The sequence below is a fragment of the uncultured Flavobacterium sp. genome (assembly GCF_963974175.1).
Classification (GTDB): Bacteria; Bacteroidota; Bacteroidia; order Flavobacteriales; family Flavobacteriaceae; genus Flavobacterium.
On record NZ_CAXBBR010000003.1, the window covers coordinates 403,141 to 419,188 of the forward strand.

Consider the following 16,048-nt stretch of genomic DNA (forward strand, 5'->3'; position numbering starts at 1 on the left):
TGGAAGCAGCAAATATAATAAGATGTAAATACACGTTTAAATTCTAGTACAATAGCGCCTAAATATTTAGACATAATAAAATCTTAAATGAGTTCAATTGCTAAATCGTCTTGAACTAACTTAACGGTAACTGTAGTTCATTTTTGCATTGATCTGACATCACCATTCCGCTGGCTAAAAGGAGTACTAATAAAAGGAATCCTTTTATTAGAAAACAAAGGTGATTTATAAAACCGATTTCTTAATGAATTTTACAAATTTCATGTTATCACACATTTAACTCCCGATTCTCAAGTAAGTAATCTTTCAATCAAAAACTATTTTTCTCCAGAATAAAACAATTAATAACTTTTACTACTAAAATTATTTTTAAAATAATTAAAGCCATCTTAAAATAGCAAAAAAAAATAATTAAGATAATTTTAAAACTTTTGCTTGTTTTTCTATATTAAACTCCGTAAAATTACATGATATTAACATTAATTTAATACCCTATAACCATAGTAAATATTGAAAATTAATTCTACATACTGCCGTACAACCGACGATTCAACACTTTGGAGTAATCTAAAAAAAGGTGATGAAAAAGCTTTTTCAGTACTTTTTGAAAAGTATTACGAACATTTGATTCGTTACGGTAATTCATTTTCACCTCATGCTGAAAAAGTGCAAGATTGTATTCAAGATGTATTTGCAGATCTCTGGTTATATAAAAATTCTTTAAATGAAAATGCTAATGTTAAAGCGTACCTATTATCAAGTGTGAGAAATCGTATCGCTAGACTTCAGGAACGCGACCATATTTTTAGAAATACAACATCTACAGATTCTATTCAATTTTTATTTGACTTCTCAATCGAACATCAATTAATCATTGACGAAAATACTGCCGATAAAGTGCAGCAACTTAATAAATACATTAATCTGTTACCATCGAGGCAAAAAGAAGCATTATACCTAAGATATCACCAAGGTCTTAGCGTTGAACAAATTGCAGATATGCTCGATGTAAATTACCAATCGGCCAATAATTTATTGCACCGTGCATTACTCAACTTACGCAAGGAGTGGAATACTACGATTCCCTTACTGGTACTGCTCTCACATGACATATTATAAATTTATCTTAAATAAATTTAAAAAAAATCTTAATTTAATGAGTATACAATACTAAAACTGTCCTTTATGTATTTGTAACCTTATTTTTAGATGCAAAAACGTAACAATTATACAGAAATAGAAGATTTTTTAACTGACGAATCATTCCAGTCTTGGGTACGCACAAATGTAGATTTAGAGAACTGGGAAGAATGGACATTAGAAAATCCAATACGTGCCAAATTGGTTGAAGAAGCCAGACTTTGGATTTTTGCTATGAAGGTTCCTGAAAATAATTTATCCTCTTCAGCATTGCAAACGGCTCTAGTAGCAACTTGGAATAAAATTGAAAAGAATGAAAATACTCAAAAGAAAGAAATTAAACTTTGGAATAATAATTGGCTAAGGTCTGTTGCGGCAGTTTTGGTTTTTGGTTTACTCGCTTCATGGACTTATAGCCATTTATTTATTCCCAATAATTCTACAGAAATTTACAATGAACTTGTAAATGATGAAGGTCTAGTAGAGCAAACAAATAATTCTAACAACCCTCAAATAATAACTTTATCTGATGGTAGTTCTGTTTTATTACAACCTGATAGCAAGTTGAGCTATCCTAAAATTTTTATTGGAAATGAACGAAAAGTTTATCTTTCTGGAGAAGCCTTTTTCGAAATCAGTAAGAATCGGAAAAAACCTTTTTTTGTCTTTGCTAATGAAATTGTAACTAAAGTAGTAGGTACAAGTTTTAGAATAAGAGCCTATGTTAATCAGCCTAACATTGAAGTTCTCGTTCGTACAGGTAAAGTAAAAATACAATCTAACAAATCAATTCCCAACTCAAAGAAAGAAGAAATTGTCTTGTTACCCAATCAAGCATTACGATTTGTTCGTAAAAATTCAACTTTTAATAAAATTACTGATATTACAAAGGACGAAGCTCTAATTAATGCGACAAACAATATTGAACAGCTGAGTTTTGATTTCACGGACATCCCTGTATCTCAAATCTTTAAAACAATTGAACAAGCTTATTTAGTTGACATAGACTTCCCCGAAAGCAAATTAAAAAATTGCCACCTAACTACGTCATTAAACGACCAACCCTTACCTCAAAAATTAAAAATTATTTGTAAAAGTCTTGGAAATAATACCAGTTATGAAATGAATGGAAACCAAATCATCATAACCTCTGATGGTTGCAATTAATAATTAACATGCCTATATAATAACTTAAAAATAAAAAAACGCCAAATGTGCTGTAACACATTCGACGCTTAAATGAAATCAAATTGCCTTCTGTAAAAAGCAATCTGTGTTGTCCCTATAATACCTGATAAAAAGTACTAATCAAAAACGAACCAAAATTATGAAAAAACCTGTTGTTAAACAACGATTACTCCACCGAATCATGAAAATAACACTGTTTCAATTTCTGCTGGCCTTTGTGTTTTCCTCTGTAACTATGGCAAATAGTGTTAAAGGTCAAAAGAAATTAGACACTAAAGTTACTTTCAGCATTGAAAACTTGAGTTTATATAATGCTTTGACTATCCTGGAGAAGACCGCGAATGTGAAATTTTCGTACAATTCAAGAATAAGTCAGCTGAATCAAAAAGTAAGCTATAACGCTCATGATGAAATGTTGTCAAGTGTGCTTTCGACTATTTTGAATCCACTTAATATTAAATATGTTGAAGTAAATAACCAGATTGTACTTCAAATGGAAATGAAAATATTTTCTGGCATCCCACTGGAAAATTCGACTAAATCCAACTCCAATCCATTGGCTGATATCACAGTCAAAGGTAAGGTAGTGGGCGAAGACGGACTTACGCTACCAGGTGCTAATATCTACGTTAAAGGAACTTCGGTATCAGTACAGACTGGCATTGACGGTAGTTTCGAAATCAAAGTACCAAACAATTCATCCATTTTAGTAATTTCTTACATCGGCATGGTAACTAAAGAGGTGGTTGCACGAAACAATTTTCTTACTATTGTTTTGAAAGGAGAAGGACAATCTCTTGATAATGTAGTAGTTACCGCTTTCGGAATTAAACGTAAAAAAAACACATTACCCTATGCTGCCCAACAAATAGCGGGCGATGATGTCAACAAAACTCGCGTGGGAAATATAGCTTCTGGACTTTCTGGAAAAATATCTGGTTTACAAATCACACAGGGTAATTCTGTTGGGGGTTCTGTAAATGTAGTTGTGAGAGGGAACAAGTCTTTAACTGGTAACAATCAGGCACTATTTGTAGTGGATGGTGTTCCTGTAGATAATTCAAATACAAATTCAGCATCGCAAAGATCTGGAGCAGGTGGATACGATTATGGTAATGCAGCCGCCGACATTAATCCAGATGACATCCTGTCTATTAATGTCTTAAAAGGAGCAGCCGCCTCGGCGCTTTACGGGTCACGAGCCGCTAATGGAGTGATCATGATAACAACTAAAAGGCCCACAAAAGGAACTTCTGTTTCAATAAATAGCGGGGTCACCGTAGGAACTATCGACAAATCTACATTCGTAAAGTACCAACAGGAATACGGTGCGGGCCGCTCAATCGCTCAAGATAAGGATGGCTTTTTATTTTTTGATGCCAATGCAGATGGGATTAAAGATCTAGTTGTTCCAACTTTTGCTCCTCGTTCCTGGGGTCCACGTTACGACCCGAATTTAATGGTATATGACTGGGAGTCATTTGATCCGGCATCCCCTAATTATCAAAAAGCAAAACCTTGGATTGCTCCTAAAAACGGACCAGAAAATTTTTATGAAACAGCTATTTCTACTAATCATAACATAATGATTGATGGATTGGTGGCCGATAAGGGTTCTTTTAAAATAGGATATACAAGAAATGATGAAAGAGGGGTCCTCCCAAATAGTAGCGTATTGAAAAATATTGTAAACCTGGGCGCCACTTATAACTTAACCAGTAAATTAGTAGTTGGCGGCTTAGTAAATTATTCTCAAGTTGATGGAAAAGGGAGATATGGAACCGGATATGATAGCGGAAGGAACGTGAACAGTACTTTCCGTCACTTTAACCAGACTAATGTAGATGTTTTAGAACAGAAAGAAGCTTACTTCAGAAATAGAAAAAATATAACTTGGAATTGGGCTGATCCAACTAAACTGATAAACTTGGCACCCGGTTTTACCGACAACCCTTACTGGGTAGTTTATGAAAACTCCCAAAATGATACTAGAAACAGAGTAATCGGGAACGTTTCTCTTTCTTACAAAGCGACTGACTGGCTTGACCTTTTGGCTAGAGTCTCTTTAGACACATATACTGAAGCCCAAGAGGAACGTATAGCAGTTGGAAGCGCCAGGATATCATCTTATTCCCGTTTCGACAGAAATTATAAAGAGACAAACTATGATTTACTAGCCACAGCAAACAAAAAAATAAATGAGGATTTTACGTTGAGCGGATTGGCAGGTGTGAATATGAGAAGAAACACGATATCCTCGGTCTTTTCTCAAACCTCAGGAGGACTAGTTGTACCTAAACTTTATGCTATTTCTAATTCAAAAGGTATTATTCCTGCTCCAATTGAATCCTATCAACCGAAAGCAGTTGACGGAATATTTGGTGGAGTTACAGTCAGCTATAAAGATTACCTTTTATTAGACGGAACCTTGCGTAGAGATAAATCCTCGACTTTACCCCAAAACGCAAACGCATATAATTATTATGCTGTTTCAGGAAGCTACGTGTTTTTCCATCATTTGCAAAACTTACCGTGGTTATCGTCGGGGAAAGTTAGGGTTAATTATGCTACAGTTGGTAATGATGCCACCTGGGGAAGTCTGCAAGATGTTTATGACAAACCAAATCCATTTGATAGTACCTTACTCTTCTCGTTACCCAACACTAAAAACAATAACGAATTAAAACCTGAGAACACCATCAGTAAGGAAATTGGTCTAGAAATGTCATTTTTCAACAACAGGCTTGGTTTTGACGCCTCTTATTACCACACCAACACTGTAGACCAAATTATTCCGGTGGCCGTCAGTTCAGCAATCGGTTATACCAGTAAATACATCAATGCTGGTGACATTGAAAATAAAGGTGTTGAGATTTCACTATATGCCACTCCTGTGAAAACCAACGATTTTTCATGGAACGTAAATGTAAATTTTACTAGAAACAGGAATAAAGTATTATCACTTTATAATGACAGCAAGAACTTGCAATTGGGCAGTTTCCAGGGAGGAGTAACTTTAAATGCTTCACTAGGAAAACCTTACGGAGAGCTACAGTCGGTAACATATGAAATGCTAAATGGGGAAAGATTAATTAAACCAAACGGATTATATCAATTTACCTCAACTACGTCAAATGTAATAGGAAATGTAAATCCTGATTGGATCGGCGGCTTGAGTAACAGCTTTAGGTACAAAAACTTGACTTTAAGCTTCTTGATTGATGTGAAAAAAGGAGGTCAATTATTTTCTTTAGATATGTATTATGGAACAATGTCAGGTATTTTACCCGAGACCGTTGGACTAAATGATCTTGGGAATCCAAAACGTGATCCAGTTGCTAATGGCGGAGGGGTAATTTTAGCCGGGGTAACTGCAGACGGACAACCAAATACTAAAAGAGTAACTATTGTTTCAGGTACCAGTGCATACCAGGCGCAATCTGACTTTGTTTATGATGGCAGTTTTGTTAAGCTAAGAGAATTAGCTGTTTCCTATTCACTACCTAAAAAAATAATTACGAAAATCAAATCTGTAGATGATATTGAATTTTCATTGACAGGTAGAAATTTGTGGCTAATCCATAAAAATGTACCCTATGCTGATCCTGAAGAGAACTTGTCATCAGGTAATGTTCAAGGATATCAAAGTGGCTCCTATCCAACAGTTCGAACTATTGGCCTAAATATCAAAGTAAAATTATAAACTAAGAATCATGAAAAAAATAATTATTCCAATATTATTACTAGGCATATTATTAATCAGTGCCTGTACAAGCGACATTTCTAGTTTTAACGAAGAGACTAAACGTGCAAGTGTAGTTCCTCCTGGAAGTTTATTCTCGAATTCAGTAAAAACATTATCAGATGGTTTAGCCTCGGCGAGCGTTAATGTTAATGTCTTTCGTCATTTTGTGAATCATTGGGCTCAGGCAGTTATTCAAGAGGAGGCCAATTTTGACTATATCACAAGAGTAATAAATGATAATTGGTGGACCAGAATGTATCGTGATGTATTAAGTGATTTAAAAGAAAGCGCTCGAATAATATCAAATGACGCCACTTTAAACCCACTTCAGAAAGCAAATCAATTGGCCATGATTGACATCATGCAGGTGTACACTTTTAATATTTTAGTGACTACTTTTGGTAATATTCCTTATACTCAGTCCTTAGATAGCCAATTATTATTTCCCATCTATGACGACGCTAAAACTATAAATGAGGACTTGATGCGAAGACTGGCGGTCGATATAACCAAATTGAGTACTAGTGCCCCTGGCTTTACAGCTTCAGAAGACATTCTTTTTCAAGGTTCTGTAGCTAAGTGGATTTCTTTTGCCAACGCGCTTCAAGTACGAATGGCGATGACGATAGCTGATGTAGACAACCAAGATGCTAAAGCCGCTTTTGAAAAAGCGAACCCGTTTGCCATTAATTCTATAGCTAACGACGCTTTTATTAAATATTATAGCGCTGTCCCAAATAACAATCCATTATATGATCAATTAATTCTAGCAAATCGTACAGATTACATAGCCGCAAAAGATTTAATGGATGTATTAAATAACTTATCAGATCCACGAAAACCAGGGTTTTTCGGTGTTAATAGCACTGGTCAGTATGTTGGAGGAATAATGGGTACTCCAAATGATTATCCTAAAATGTCTAAGCCAAGTGCACGTGTAGCCTCACCTAGCGCACCAAATATGTTAATCGACTATGTTGAAATGGAATTTTATAGAGCTGAAGCAAAAGAAAGAGGTTATACAGTAACTGGAACTGCTGAATCACATTATAATAATGCGGTAAAAGCTTCAATAATTTATTGGGGTGGTACTAGTGCAGAAGCAGATGCTTATTTACTTAGAAATGACGTTGCTTATACTTTAGCTACAGGCGGTTGGAAACAAAAAATTGGTTTCCAGAAATGGATCGCATTATACAATCGACCATTCGAAGGATGGTTGGAAGTTCGCAGATTAGACTCCCCGAAGCTAACATTACCCGCCAACCCTATTTCAGGCTACCCCAACAGATTAAAATACCCTTCAAGTGAACAACAACTTAATGGAACAAATTACAGTAATGCCTCCGCAAAAATCGGTGGTGACATCAGTGAAACCAAATTATTTTGGGATGTATTTTAATTAAAAAAACAAATACAAATGAAAAACTTATTTTTTACTCTAGTATTGCTATTTACCACATTAACGCAAGCTCAGGACAGGTTGACTGGTAGGAACTTTGCCAGTAGATCTGAGATTATTAGTCAACATGGAATGGTGGCATCAAGCCAACCATTAGCAACGCAAGTTGGTATCGATATTTTAAAAAAAGGAGGTACGGCAGTTGACGCCGCAATTGCGGTCAATGCTGCACTGGGTCTAATGGAACCGACAGGGAGCGGTGTTGGAGGTGATCTATTTGCTATGGTTTGGGATGTAAAAACTCAAAAACTTTATGGTTTGAATGCCAGCGGACGATCTCCAAAGGCACTGACTCTAGATTATTTCACTAAAAATAATTACACCAAAATTCCATCCAGCGGCCCTCTACCGGTATCGGTTCCTGGTTGCGTCGATGGTTGGTTTGAATTGCATAGCAAGTTTGGTAAACTACCGATGCAGGACATCCTGCAGCCAAGTATAAAATATGCTGAAGAAGGTTTTCCTACCACCGAATTAATTGCTTATTATCTGCAAATGAGCATAAGTAAATACATGAAACAGTTTCCTAATGTAAAGGAAACCTATACTGTAGATGGTAAATTACCACAAAAAGGCGATATTATTAGGAACCAATTTCTAGCCAATACCTATAAAAAGATTGCCAAAGGAGGTAGAGACGCCTTTTACAAAGGGGATATTGCCAGAGAAACAGCTAAATTCATTCAAGAACAAGGCGGATTTTTAGCTTATGAAGATTTCGCAACGCACCGTTCAGACTGGATTCAACCCGTATCAACAAATTACCGAGGTTATGACGTCTGGGAACTGCCGCCGAATGGCCAGGGAATCGCCACTTTACAAATGCTTAATATCATAGAAGCATACGACTTTAGCAAAATACCTTTTGGTAGTGCTCAACATTTGCATATCGTAAACGAAGTCAAAAAACTTGTTTTTGAAGACAGGGCTAAATACTATGCTGACTCAGATCACATGAAAATTCAGGTGAGCGAATTATTATCGAAAGACTATGCTGCTAAAAGAAGGGCTTTAATTGATCCGAACCGTGCAGGCGAGTTTCAAGCGGGCAAAGAAAGCAATAGCGGTACGGTCTATTTAACTGTCGCTGATAAAGATGGCAATATGGTTTCTTTGATTCAAAGCAATTATAGAGGTATGGGATCTGGAATGGTTCCACCGCAATTGGGCTTTATGCTTCAGGACAGGGGTGAATGTTTCAACCTTGCAGAAGGAACCGCAAACTCATATGCCCCCGGAAAAAGACCTTTTCATACTATCATTCCAGGTTTTGTAACTAAAAAAGGACAACCATTTATGAGTTTTGGTGTTATGGGAGGCGATTTTCAGCCACAGGGTCATGTTCAAGTATTGATGAATATGATTGATTTTGGAATGAATTTGCAAGAAGCCGGTGACGCCCCAAGGTTTGAACATGTTGGCTCAACTGATTTTACCGGCGAACTTTCATTGGGAAAAGGAGAAATACTCCTTGAAAGCGGTTTTGATATTGAAGAAATAAGAAAACTGATGCAGATGGGACATAAGGTTGGTTTCGGCGGTTATTACGGCGGTTATCAAGCGATTATGTACGACGCAGTAAGGAAGGTATATTTCGGAGCCTCCGAAAGCAGAAAAGACGGTGCGGCAGCAGGGTATTAGCTGATTGTCCTTGCAAAACTTTACAAACAGACTGTATTCGCATTCCGCTAACTTCTCTGGATAGGGAACAAATACTAAAACTTGAGCTTGAGCTCAAGCTTAATCGAAAATACAATAAATTTTAATTCTATGATAATCAAAAATATATTTGCCTTTTTTGTTTTTTTAATCTTATCCTCCGAGACTACTTATGCCCAGGCAGACTTTCCAGAAGCTGTCGAGGGCGATTATGTAATAAGTGACTTTGCTTTTAAAAGTGGAGAACATTTGAAGCAATTGAAGCTACATTACACAACCGTAGGAAACCCAACAAAAGATAAGAAAGGCCAAATCAACAATGCCGTTTTAATCATGCATGGCACCACTGGAAGCGGAAGTGCTTTTCTAAGCAAACAGTTCGGGGGCAATCTATTCGGAAAAGGCCAATTGCTAGACGCCACCAAGTATTTTATTATTTTAACAGACGATATTGGCCACGGAAAGTCGAGTAAACCAAGCGATGGATTAAGGATGAAATTCCCTAAATACAACTATGACGATATGGTTTTAGCGAACTATAAGTTATTAAATGAACATTTAAAAGTAGACCATCTACGTTTGGTTATGGGAACTTCGATGGGTGGAATGCACACCTGGATGTGGGGCTACACGTACCCTGACTTTATGGATGCACTCATGCCTTTGGCAAGCTTGCCAGTAGAAATCGCCGGCAGAAACCGCATTCAAAGGAAAATGGCGATTAAATTAGTGGAATTGGATCCCGAGTGGAAAGATGGTAATTATACGCAACAGCCAAAATTAGGCATGTCCGGCGCTATCCTGTCTTTGATGTTTATGGTTAGCAGCCCGTTACAATGGCAAATAGCCGCCCCAACTAGAGACCAAGCAGAACTCATGATGGAAAGCCTTTTAAAAAGGTATTCTGCAGGATTAGATGCTAATGATTTAATTTACGCCTTCGATTCATCGAGAGATTATAATCCACAGCCTTTCTTGTCAAAAATCAAAGCGCCTTTAGTAGCAATAAATTCTGCCGACGACCAAGTGAACCCTCCTGAACTCGGGTTGATGGAGAAAGAAATCACGAAAGTTAAAAACGGAAAATATGTATTATTGCCCATAACCGACAAAACGACCGGCCACGGCACCCATTCAAATCCAAAAATATGGGGAGAGTATCTAAAAGAATTACTTTTGGTCTCGGAACCAACAAACTGATTAAAACCAAAATGACCATATAGTAACAAAACAGCTTTAGAATCGCTGCTTCCAAAGTGATATACACCGCTAGAAACGAATCAAGTAACTTATGTCAATAAATGACTCTTTTCAAAAAAAAAAAATAATCACAGACTCTAGAAGGTTGCCTACAAAGGCAGCCTTCTTTTATATTATGAAAAGCTAATTCTTTAATTCGTTAAATTTCAGATACGAATAAACTACCGGCACTATCGCGATTACAGCAATAATTGTAATAAGAATATAAATAAAAATGCTTTTTTCTAAAGTCAAACTCCCTAAGACAATCAATAAGCCGCCAACAATCCATAATTTACCTGCCATTATATGAGTTAATTTCCAAACTTCTTTACTCTCTAATGTCCATGGAGTTCGTATTCCAATAAAATAATTGGGTTGGATTACTTTAAAATAATTCCCTAACGCAATAAACAGTATTCCTAGCGGAATGGCAATCAAATTCGGACTTGAAACAGATGGGTTTTGAGTTAGATGTAAAATAATAAAAGCCAGCATCGACATAAATAAAACCAATATAAATTTCAATTGATAGTACTTCCCTCCCATTTGCTCTATTTTCTTTTTCGGGTCAATTTTTGGGACAACTATCATTAATACATAAGTCAAAACAGGCAATAAAAACAATAGGGCTATCAATGAATATTTATCTCCCCATTTATCAACTTCTCCTTTGTAATTCCAATGCGTTGGTACTTTCTCTGGTAATGTATTCCAAATAATAGCCAAATAGATGAAAGGTGCCAATACAATTCCAATTAAAGGCAATTCTTTTTTAAAGGTAAGTTTCATTATTTTTATTTTTTAAAAGTTAATATCCATTGCAATACATCCTCCATTACCGTTGTGTTAATAGAATAAATGATGAATTGACCGCTTTTTTCGAATGTGATCAAATCCGCACGCTTCAAAATGTTCAAATGATGTGAAATACTCGGTTTTGAAATATTAAAATGATCCGCTATTTCACCTGCCGATAAATCCTTGACTTTCAAAAGCTCTAATATCTCCCTCCGGGTCACATCATTTAATGCTTTAAAAATGGCATTCATTTTTTTGTATTTATATATTTAGACAAATATCTAAATATTATTTCTAATGACAAAATTAAATTTGAATTTAGTACATTTACACAAATTACTAAACTATGCCTACCGACTGTATCAGCTATCAAAACTCAGGGTATTTCTCCCCGTTGATGAATGATTATTTAGATCAAAAAAACAATCTACACTCTTTATATAATCGCTTCCCTACACTTGAAAACTTTGAGGGACAAATCCTCGAAAAGCAGTCCAATTTCGACAATTCAAATAGAGTCACTTTAGTTTCTGTTCTGCAAAAACAATATGCTGGTATTGAAACCTCTCATTTAACACTTCAAAATATTGAAGCTTTGAAAGTGAACAACACTTTTACAGTAACAACCGGACATCAATTGAATCTATTTACTGGCCCTCTATATTTCCTTTATAAAATTATCTCCACGATTAATCTTACCCAGGAATTAAAAGCAAAATATCCTGCATATAACTTTGTCCCTATTTATTGGATGGCGACTGAAGATCATGATTTTGAAGAAATTAATTATTTTAATTTCAAAGGAAAAAAATTCAGGTGGAACAAGGAAAGCACTGGACCCGTGGGAAGGTTGTCTACCCAAGGCTTATCAGATGTTTTTGAACTATATTCCCAGGAATTAGGTTCAAGTACGAATGCTGAAACCTTGAAGAACTTATTTAAAGATGCCTATCTAAATCACGACAATTTAGCGGATGCCACACGTCATTTAGCGAATTCACTTTTTGGAGCACAAGGTCTCGTAATTCTTGATGCCGATGATACCGATCTAAAGCGTAGTTTTATTCCTTTTGCGAAAGAAGAATTGCTAAACCAAACTTCCCATAAAGCAGTACTTGAAACAACTGAAAAATTAAATAAGTACAACATACAGGTAAATCCACGGGAAATCAATTTGTTTTATATCGAAGATAAAATGCGGGAACGCATTATCCTGGAAGACGGGAAATACAAAATAAACAATACCAAAATTGAATTTTCGCCAGAAGAAATCTTGACATTACTAGATACCAACCCAGAAATGTTCAGCCCTAACGTGATTATGCGTCCACTATATCAGGAAGTAATTTTACCAAATCTGTGTTACATTGGCGGAGGCGGAGAAATTGCCTATTGGTTGGAATTAAAATCATTTTTTGACGCGGTAAAGGTTACTTTCCCAATGCTATTAGTTCGTAATTCTGTTCTTTTAGCTACCGAAAAGCAAATTAAAAAGGCAGACAAATTAGAATTAACTTGGAACGACTTGTTTTCTAAACAAGCCGATTTAGTAAATACTAAAACAATACAATTATCGGAATTCCCAATCGATATGTCCACTTTAAAAAAACAGCTGCAAGAACAATTCAAAGCATTGTATGAGATTACTAAACTTACTGATAAGTCCTTCGTAGGAGCTATAAAAGCGCAGGAAGTAAAACAAACAAAAGGTCTAGACAATCTAGAAAAACGTTTGTTAAAAGCACAGAAAAGAAAGTTGAGCAGTATTTTAGAACGGATCACCGATTTACAAAACGAATTGTTTCCTAATAAAAGTTTACAAGAACGTCAGGCAAATTTTTCAGAATTCTATTTGGAATCGGGTGCTAATTTAATTCCCAGAGTAATCGATACCTTGAAACCTTTAGAACAAGATTTTAATATAATTACACTTTCATAAAAGAATACAAGCATTAAAAAAAATAGTACGTACTTTTAATTATAATCAAACGAAAAGCAATGGTAAAAGAACGCTTAATTTCATTGGATGTATTTAGAGGACTTACGGTTTTAATGATGACCATAGTCAATAATCCAGGTGATTGGTCCGCCATATATCCACCGTTAGAACATGCGGATTGGAATGGCTGGACTCCAACTGACCTGGTTTTTCCTTTTTTCATTTTGATAATGGGGGTAGCAATTCCATTTGCTCTACCATCAAAAACTTTTGATGTTGCCACTTTTACTAAAATATTAGCGCGCTCGCTTCGGATAATTTGCTTAGGTATCTTTTTTAATTTTTTCGGTAAAATCCAACTTTTCGAATTAGAGGGAATCCCATTATTACTGGCAAGGTTGGCAATAACATTTGGTGTAGGCTATGCCCTTTTGGGTAATTTCAATTCTACAATGAAATTGTACCTCGCACTTACCATTCTGGCGGTATATCTCTTTTTAGCTTTCGGTGGTATTGAAGCCTATAAGGAAGTTAGACTTCCTGGTGTACTGCAACGCATAGGGATTGTTTATTTTTTCATATCTCTACTGTACCTCAAAACAAATCAAAAAACACAAATCATAACGGTCATAACGTTATTGTTAGGCTATTGGGCGTTGATGACACTAATACCAGTTCCTGAAATTGGCGAAGCAAACCTTGAAAAAGGCACTAATTTAGCAGCCTGGATCGACAATGCCTTGTTAAAAGACCATCTGTGGGTGTATTCAAAAACATGGGATCCAGAAGGAGTTCTAAGCACCTTACCCGCAATTGCCACCGGAATAATTGGGCTTTTAATTGGACAATTGCTGAATAGCAACATCAGTAAACTTGAGGTTATAAAAAAAATGATAATCACAGGAAGCGTACTGCTCCTACTTGGATTGCTTTGGAATAGCATTTTCCCAATAAACAAATCGCTGTGGACCAGTTCATATGTTTTATTAACTGCCGGTCTGGGCATACTCGTTTTTACCTTTTTCTACTATATAATTGACACTTTAAACATCAGGAATGGATTCAAATTATTCTTGATTTGGGGTGTAAATCCAATGATTGTTTTTTCATTTTCCCAAATCATACCGCAAGGGTTAAGAATGATTCAATTTCAAAACACACAAATTCCATCGGAACAGATAAACCTGCAGCAATATCTCTATAGTTTTTGGATTCTCCCATCTTTCAACAATCCCATGTCGGCATCCTTAGCCGGCGCTTTAATTTACTCCTGTATATGGAGTTTCATTTTGTGGCTGTTTTACAAAAACAACTTAATTTTCAAAGTGTAAGGTAAAAAAACAGTCTAATTAGCAAATAAAAAAGCCTAAACTGCTGATTTCCTAATTTCAATTCAAAAAAAAGTCTACTTTTGCACAAAATCTAAAAAATACAAAACAAAATGGCTACAAATAGAACATTTACAATGATTAAGCCTGATGCTGTTGCTAACGGACACATCGGAAACATACTTGCAATGATTACAAATGCAGGTTTCAAAATTGTTTCTTTGAAATTAACTCAACTTACTGTAGCAGATGCTCAAGCATTTTACTCAGTACACGCTGCAAGACCTTTCTACGGTGAATTAGTAGAATTTATGTCAAGAGGAGCTATTGTTGCTGCTATTTTAGAAAAAGACAACGCTGTTGAAGATTTTAGAACATTAATCGGTGCTACTAACCCAGCTGATGCTGCTGAAGGTACAATCCGTAAAGCATATGCTACTTCTATTGGAGAAAATGCAGTTCACGGTTCTGACAGTGATGAAAACGCAGCTATCGAAGGTGCTTTTCATTTTGCAGGAAGAGAGCAGTTTTAATTTTCGGTTGAAGATTGCAGATTTTTGAATTAAGATTTAAAAATCATCCAAATAAAAATCCCGTCCGCTGAAAGCGAGACGGGATTTTTTTATACAACCATCTGAAATCTAAGATTCTTATCTCAACACCACATCTCTCACTACATCACGACGCAGTTCTTCGTTTATCATCTTGACAATTTTACTTTTCCCGTGACTCAACTCTTCACGAAGTACAGACGAACTCAACTCAACATACAGCGTACTTCCTTTCAATACCACATTTTTAGTATAACTGTTCACACCGTTCCCCATTAGATTTTTCCAGGCATCCTTAACGTCTATCTGGTCCATTCCCGGTTGCAATTTGTTAACTTGGATAATTTGCTTTAAAACATCCCCAACCGTACTTTGATTATTTAGTCTTTTCGCCATCGCTTGTCAAATTTATTGGTCCTGTTTTCTTATAATGATATTCCTTCTTCTCTTCATTTCGCACCACTAACTCCTTATCGGAGACAGCAATTAATTCTTCACTCCATTTTGCATAAGGAGTAGAATAATCTAAGAATGCTTTACCTTCTTTAAATCGTACCACCACATTCTCATAAGCATCATTCACTAAAAAACTACCGTCTAATTGCGGCATTACTTTTTTTCGGATTCCCTCATTGTTATTGGTAATCTCAAAATAATCATAACTTTCATTCATTTTATAATCCTTGTCTTCCCCTTCGTCAAAAACAACTTTTTCTATTTCCCAATAGCCATTTAACTTGGCGATGTCTGTAGGTTCAATCTTTTGTTGACAACCCACAAAAAACAAAGAGAGCACTAAAATTCTAAGTATATTTTTCATATAAATTATCTATTTTTTTTTAGGAGCTAAATCCTGCTTTCCACTATAATCTTCTTATTTTTTTAAAAAAAATAAAAAGGATTTCCGCTTCAATCAGGGCTAGGGCTTTTGGATAAGTAAATCCGTTATATTATGCCACAAAGCTAAGCTTATTAAATTCAAAGAAAACAAAAATA

General features: G+C 35.7%; 13 protein-coding genes. 9 read left to right on the forward strand and 4 right to left on the reverse strand.

All coding sequences use genetic code 11. The annotated features are described in order from the left end of the window. The first annotated feature begins 510 nt into the window (after window positions 1-510). The 6 genes from AAC069_RS06885 to AAC069_RS06910 all read left to right on the forward strand — a co-directional run bounded on the left by AAC069_RS06885 (window position 511) and on the right by AAC069_RS06910 (window position 10,394). Window positions 511-1,119, forward strand: coding sequence for a sigma-70 family RNA polymerase sigma factor (locus tag AAC069_RS06885; RefSeq protein WP_339919750.1), 609 nt, complete (start codon window positions 511-513; stop codon window positions 1,117-1,119). Between the two features lie 90 nt (window positions 1,120-1,209). Continuing rightward, window positions 1,210-2,307: a FecR family protein gene (locus AAC069_RS06890; protein WP_339919751.1), complete on the forward strand. Its 1,098-nt coding sequence runs from the start codon at window positions 1,210-1,212 to the stop codon at window positions 2,305-2,307. A gap of 160 nt (window positions 2,308-2,467) precedes the next feature. Next, window positions 2,468-6,031 (forward strand): SusC/RagA family TonB-linked outer membrane protein, encoded by a 3,564-nt coding sequence (locus AAC069_RS06895; RefSeq protein WP_339919752.1) that lies wholly within the window; start codon window positions 2,468-2,470, stop codon window positions 6,029-6,031. A 10-nt stretch (window positions 6,032-6,041) separates the two neighbouring features. Continuing rightward, window positions 6,042-7,475 (forward strand): SusD/RagB family nutrient-binding outer membrane lipoprotein, encoded by a 1,434-nt coding sequence (locus AAC069_RS06900; RefSeq protein WP_339919753.1) that lies wholly within the window; start codon window positions 6,042-6,044, stop codon window positions 7,473-7,475. 81 nt (window positions 7,476-7,556) lie between these two features. Continuing rightward, the gene (ggt, locus tag AAC069_RS06905) at window positions 7,557-9,176 is read left to right on the forward strand and encodes a gamma-glutamyltransferase (protein WP_339919754.1); all 1,620 of its coding nucleotides are present in this window, start codon (window positions 7,557-7,559) and stop codon (window positions 9,174-9,176) included. A gap of 129 nt (window positions 9,177-9,305) precedes the next feature. Beyond that, window positions 9,306-10,394 (forward strand): alpha/beta fold hydrolase, encoded by a 1,089-nt coding sequence (locus tag AAC069_RS06910; RefSeq protein ID WP_339919755.1) that lies wholly within the window; start codon window positions 9,306-9,308, stop codon window positions 10,392-10,394. A gap of 183 nt (window positions 10,395-10,577) precedes the next feature. Here the strand turns inward: AAC069_RS06910 and AAC069_RS06915 are convergent, their stop codons facing one another. Beyond that, a complete protein-coding gene (locus AAC069_RS06915; protein ID WP_339919756.1) occupies window positions 10,578-11,225 on the reverse strand; it encodes an SdpI family protein in 648 nt (215 codons plus the stop codon). 5 nt (window positions 11,226-11,230) lie between these two features. Beyond that, window positions 11,231-11,485, reverse strand: coding sequence for an autorepressor SdpR family transcription factor (locus AAC069_RS06920; RefSeq protein WP_339919757.1), 255 nt, complete (start codon window positions 11,483-11,485; stop codon window positions 11,231-11,233). A gap of 95 nt (window positions 11,486-11,580) precedes the next feature. On the opposite strand from AAC069_RS06920, the gene bshC reads away from it, so the two are divergent. From bshC to AAC069_RS06935, 3 genes are all read left to right on the forward strand, one after another. Then, window positions 11,581-13,173, forward strand: a complete 1,593-nt coding sequence (gene bshC / locus AAC069_RS06925; protein WP_339919758.1) for a bacillithiol biosynthesis cysteine-adding enzyme BshC — start codon at window positions 11,581-11,583, stop codon at window positions 13,171-13,173. A gap of 59 nt (window positions 13,174-13,232) precedes the next feature. Continuing rightward, on the forward strand, window positions 13,233-14,504 hold the full coding sequence (locus tag AAC069_RS06930) for a DUF5009 domain-containing protein (RefSeq protein WP_339919759.1): 1,272 nt from the start codon (window positions 13,233-13,235) through the stop codon (window positions 14,502-14,504). A gap of 110 nt (window positions 14,505-14,614) precedes the next feature. After that, window positions 14,615-15,034, forward strand: a complete 420-nt coding sequence (locus AAC069_RS06935; protein ID WP_091090396.1) for a nucleoside-diphosphate kinase — start codon at window positions 14,615-14,617, stop codon at window positions 15,032-15,034. Window positions 15,035-15,151: 117 nt separating this feature from the next. On the opposite strand, the gene AAC069_RS06940 is transcribed toward AAC069_RS06935, so the two are convergent. Both AAC069_RS06940 and AAC069_RS06945 read right to left on the reverse strand, forming a co-directional pair. Beyond that, window positions 15,152-15,448 (reverse strand): DUF721 domain-containing protein, encoded by a 297-nt coding sequence (locus tag AAC069_RS06940; RefSeq protein WP_091090399.1) that lies wholly within the window; start codon window positions 15,446-15,448, stop codon window positions 15,152-15,154. Next, entirely contained in the window at window positions 15,429-15,872 is a 444-nt protein-coding gene (locus tag AAC069_RS06945) for a hypothetical protein (RefSeq protein WP_339919760.1), read from the reverse strand. The genes AAC069_RS06940 and AAC069_RS06945 overlap by 20 nt, the downstream gene beginning before the upstream one ends. Window positions 15,873-16,048 lie beyond the last annotated feature (176 nt).

Excerpts from the sequence above, each read along its gene's own strand:
- bshC (WP_339919758.1), top strand. The coding sequence starts at position 11,581 with ATGCCTACCGACTGTATCAGCTATCAAAACTCAGGGTATTTCTCCCCG.
- AAC069_RS06935 (WP_091090396.1), top strand. The coding sequence starts at position 14,615 with ATGGCTACAAATAGAACATTTACAATGATTAAGCCTGATGCTGTTGCT.
- AAC069_RS06895 (WP_339919752.1), top strand. The coding sequence starts at position 2,468 with ATGAAAAAACCTGTTGTTAAACAACGATTACTCCACCGAATCATGAAA.
- AAC069_RS06910 (WP_339919755.1), top strand. The coding sequence starts at position 9,306 with ATGATAATCAAAAATATATTTGCCTTTTTTGTTTTTTTAATCTTATCC.
- AAC069_RS06920 (WP_339919757.1), bottom strand. The coding sequence starts at position 11,485 with ATGAATGCCATTTTTAAAGCATTAAATGATGTGACCCGGAGGGAGATA.
- AAC069_RS06890 (WP_339919751.1), top strand. The coding sequence starts at position 1,210 with ATGCAAAAACGTAACAATTATACAGAAATAGAAGATTTTTTAACTGAC.
- AAC069_RS06900 (WP_339919753.1), top strand. The coding sequence starts at position 6,042 with ATGAAAAAAATAATTATTCCAATATTATTACTAGGCATATTATTAATC.
- AAC069_RS06945 (WP_339919760.1), bottom strand. The coding sequence starts at position 15,872 with ATGAAAAATATACTTAGAATTTTAGTGCTCTCTTTGTTTTTTGTGGGT.
- AAC069_RS06915 (WP_339919756.1), bottom strand. The coding sequence starts at position 11,225 with ATGAAACTTACCTTTAAAAAAGAATTGCCTTTAATTGGAATTGTATTG.
- AAC069_RS06930 (WP_339919759.1), top strand. The coding sequence starts at position 13,233 with ATGGTAAAAGAACGCTTAATTTCATTGGATGTATTTAGAGGACTTACG.
- AAC069_RS06940 (WP_091090399.1), bottom strand. The coding sequence starts at position 15,448 with ATGGCGAAAAGACTAAATAATCAAAGTACGGTTGGGGATGTTTTAAAG.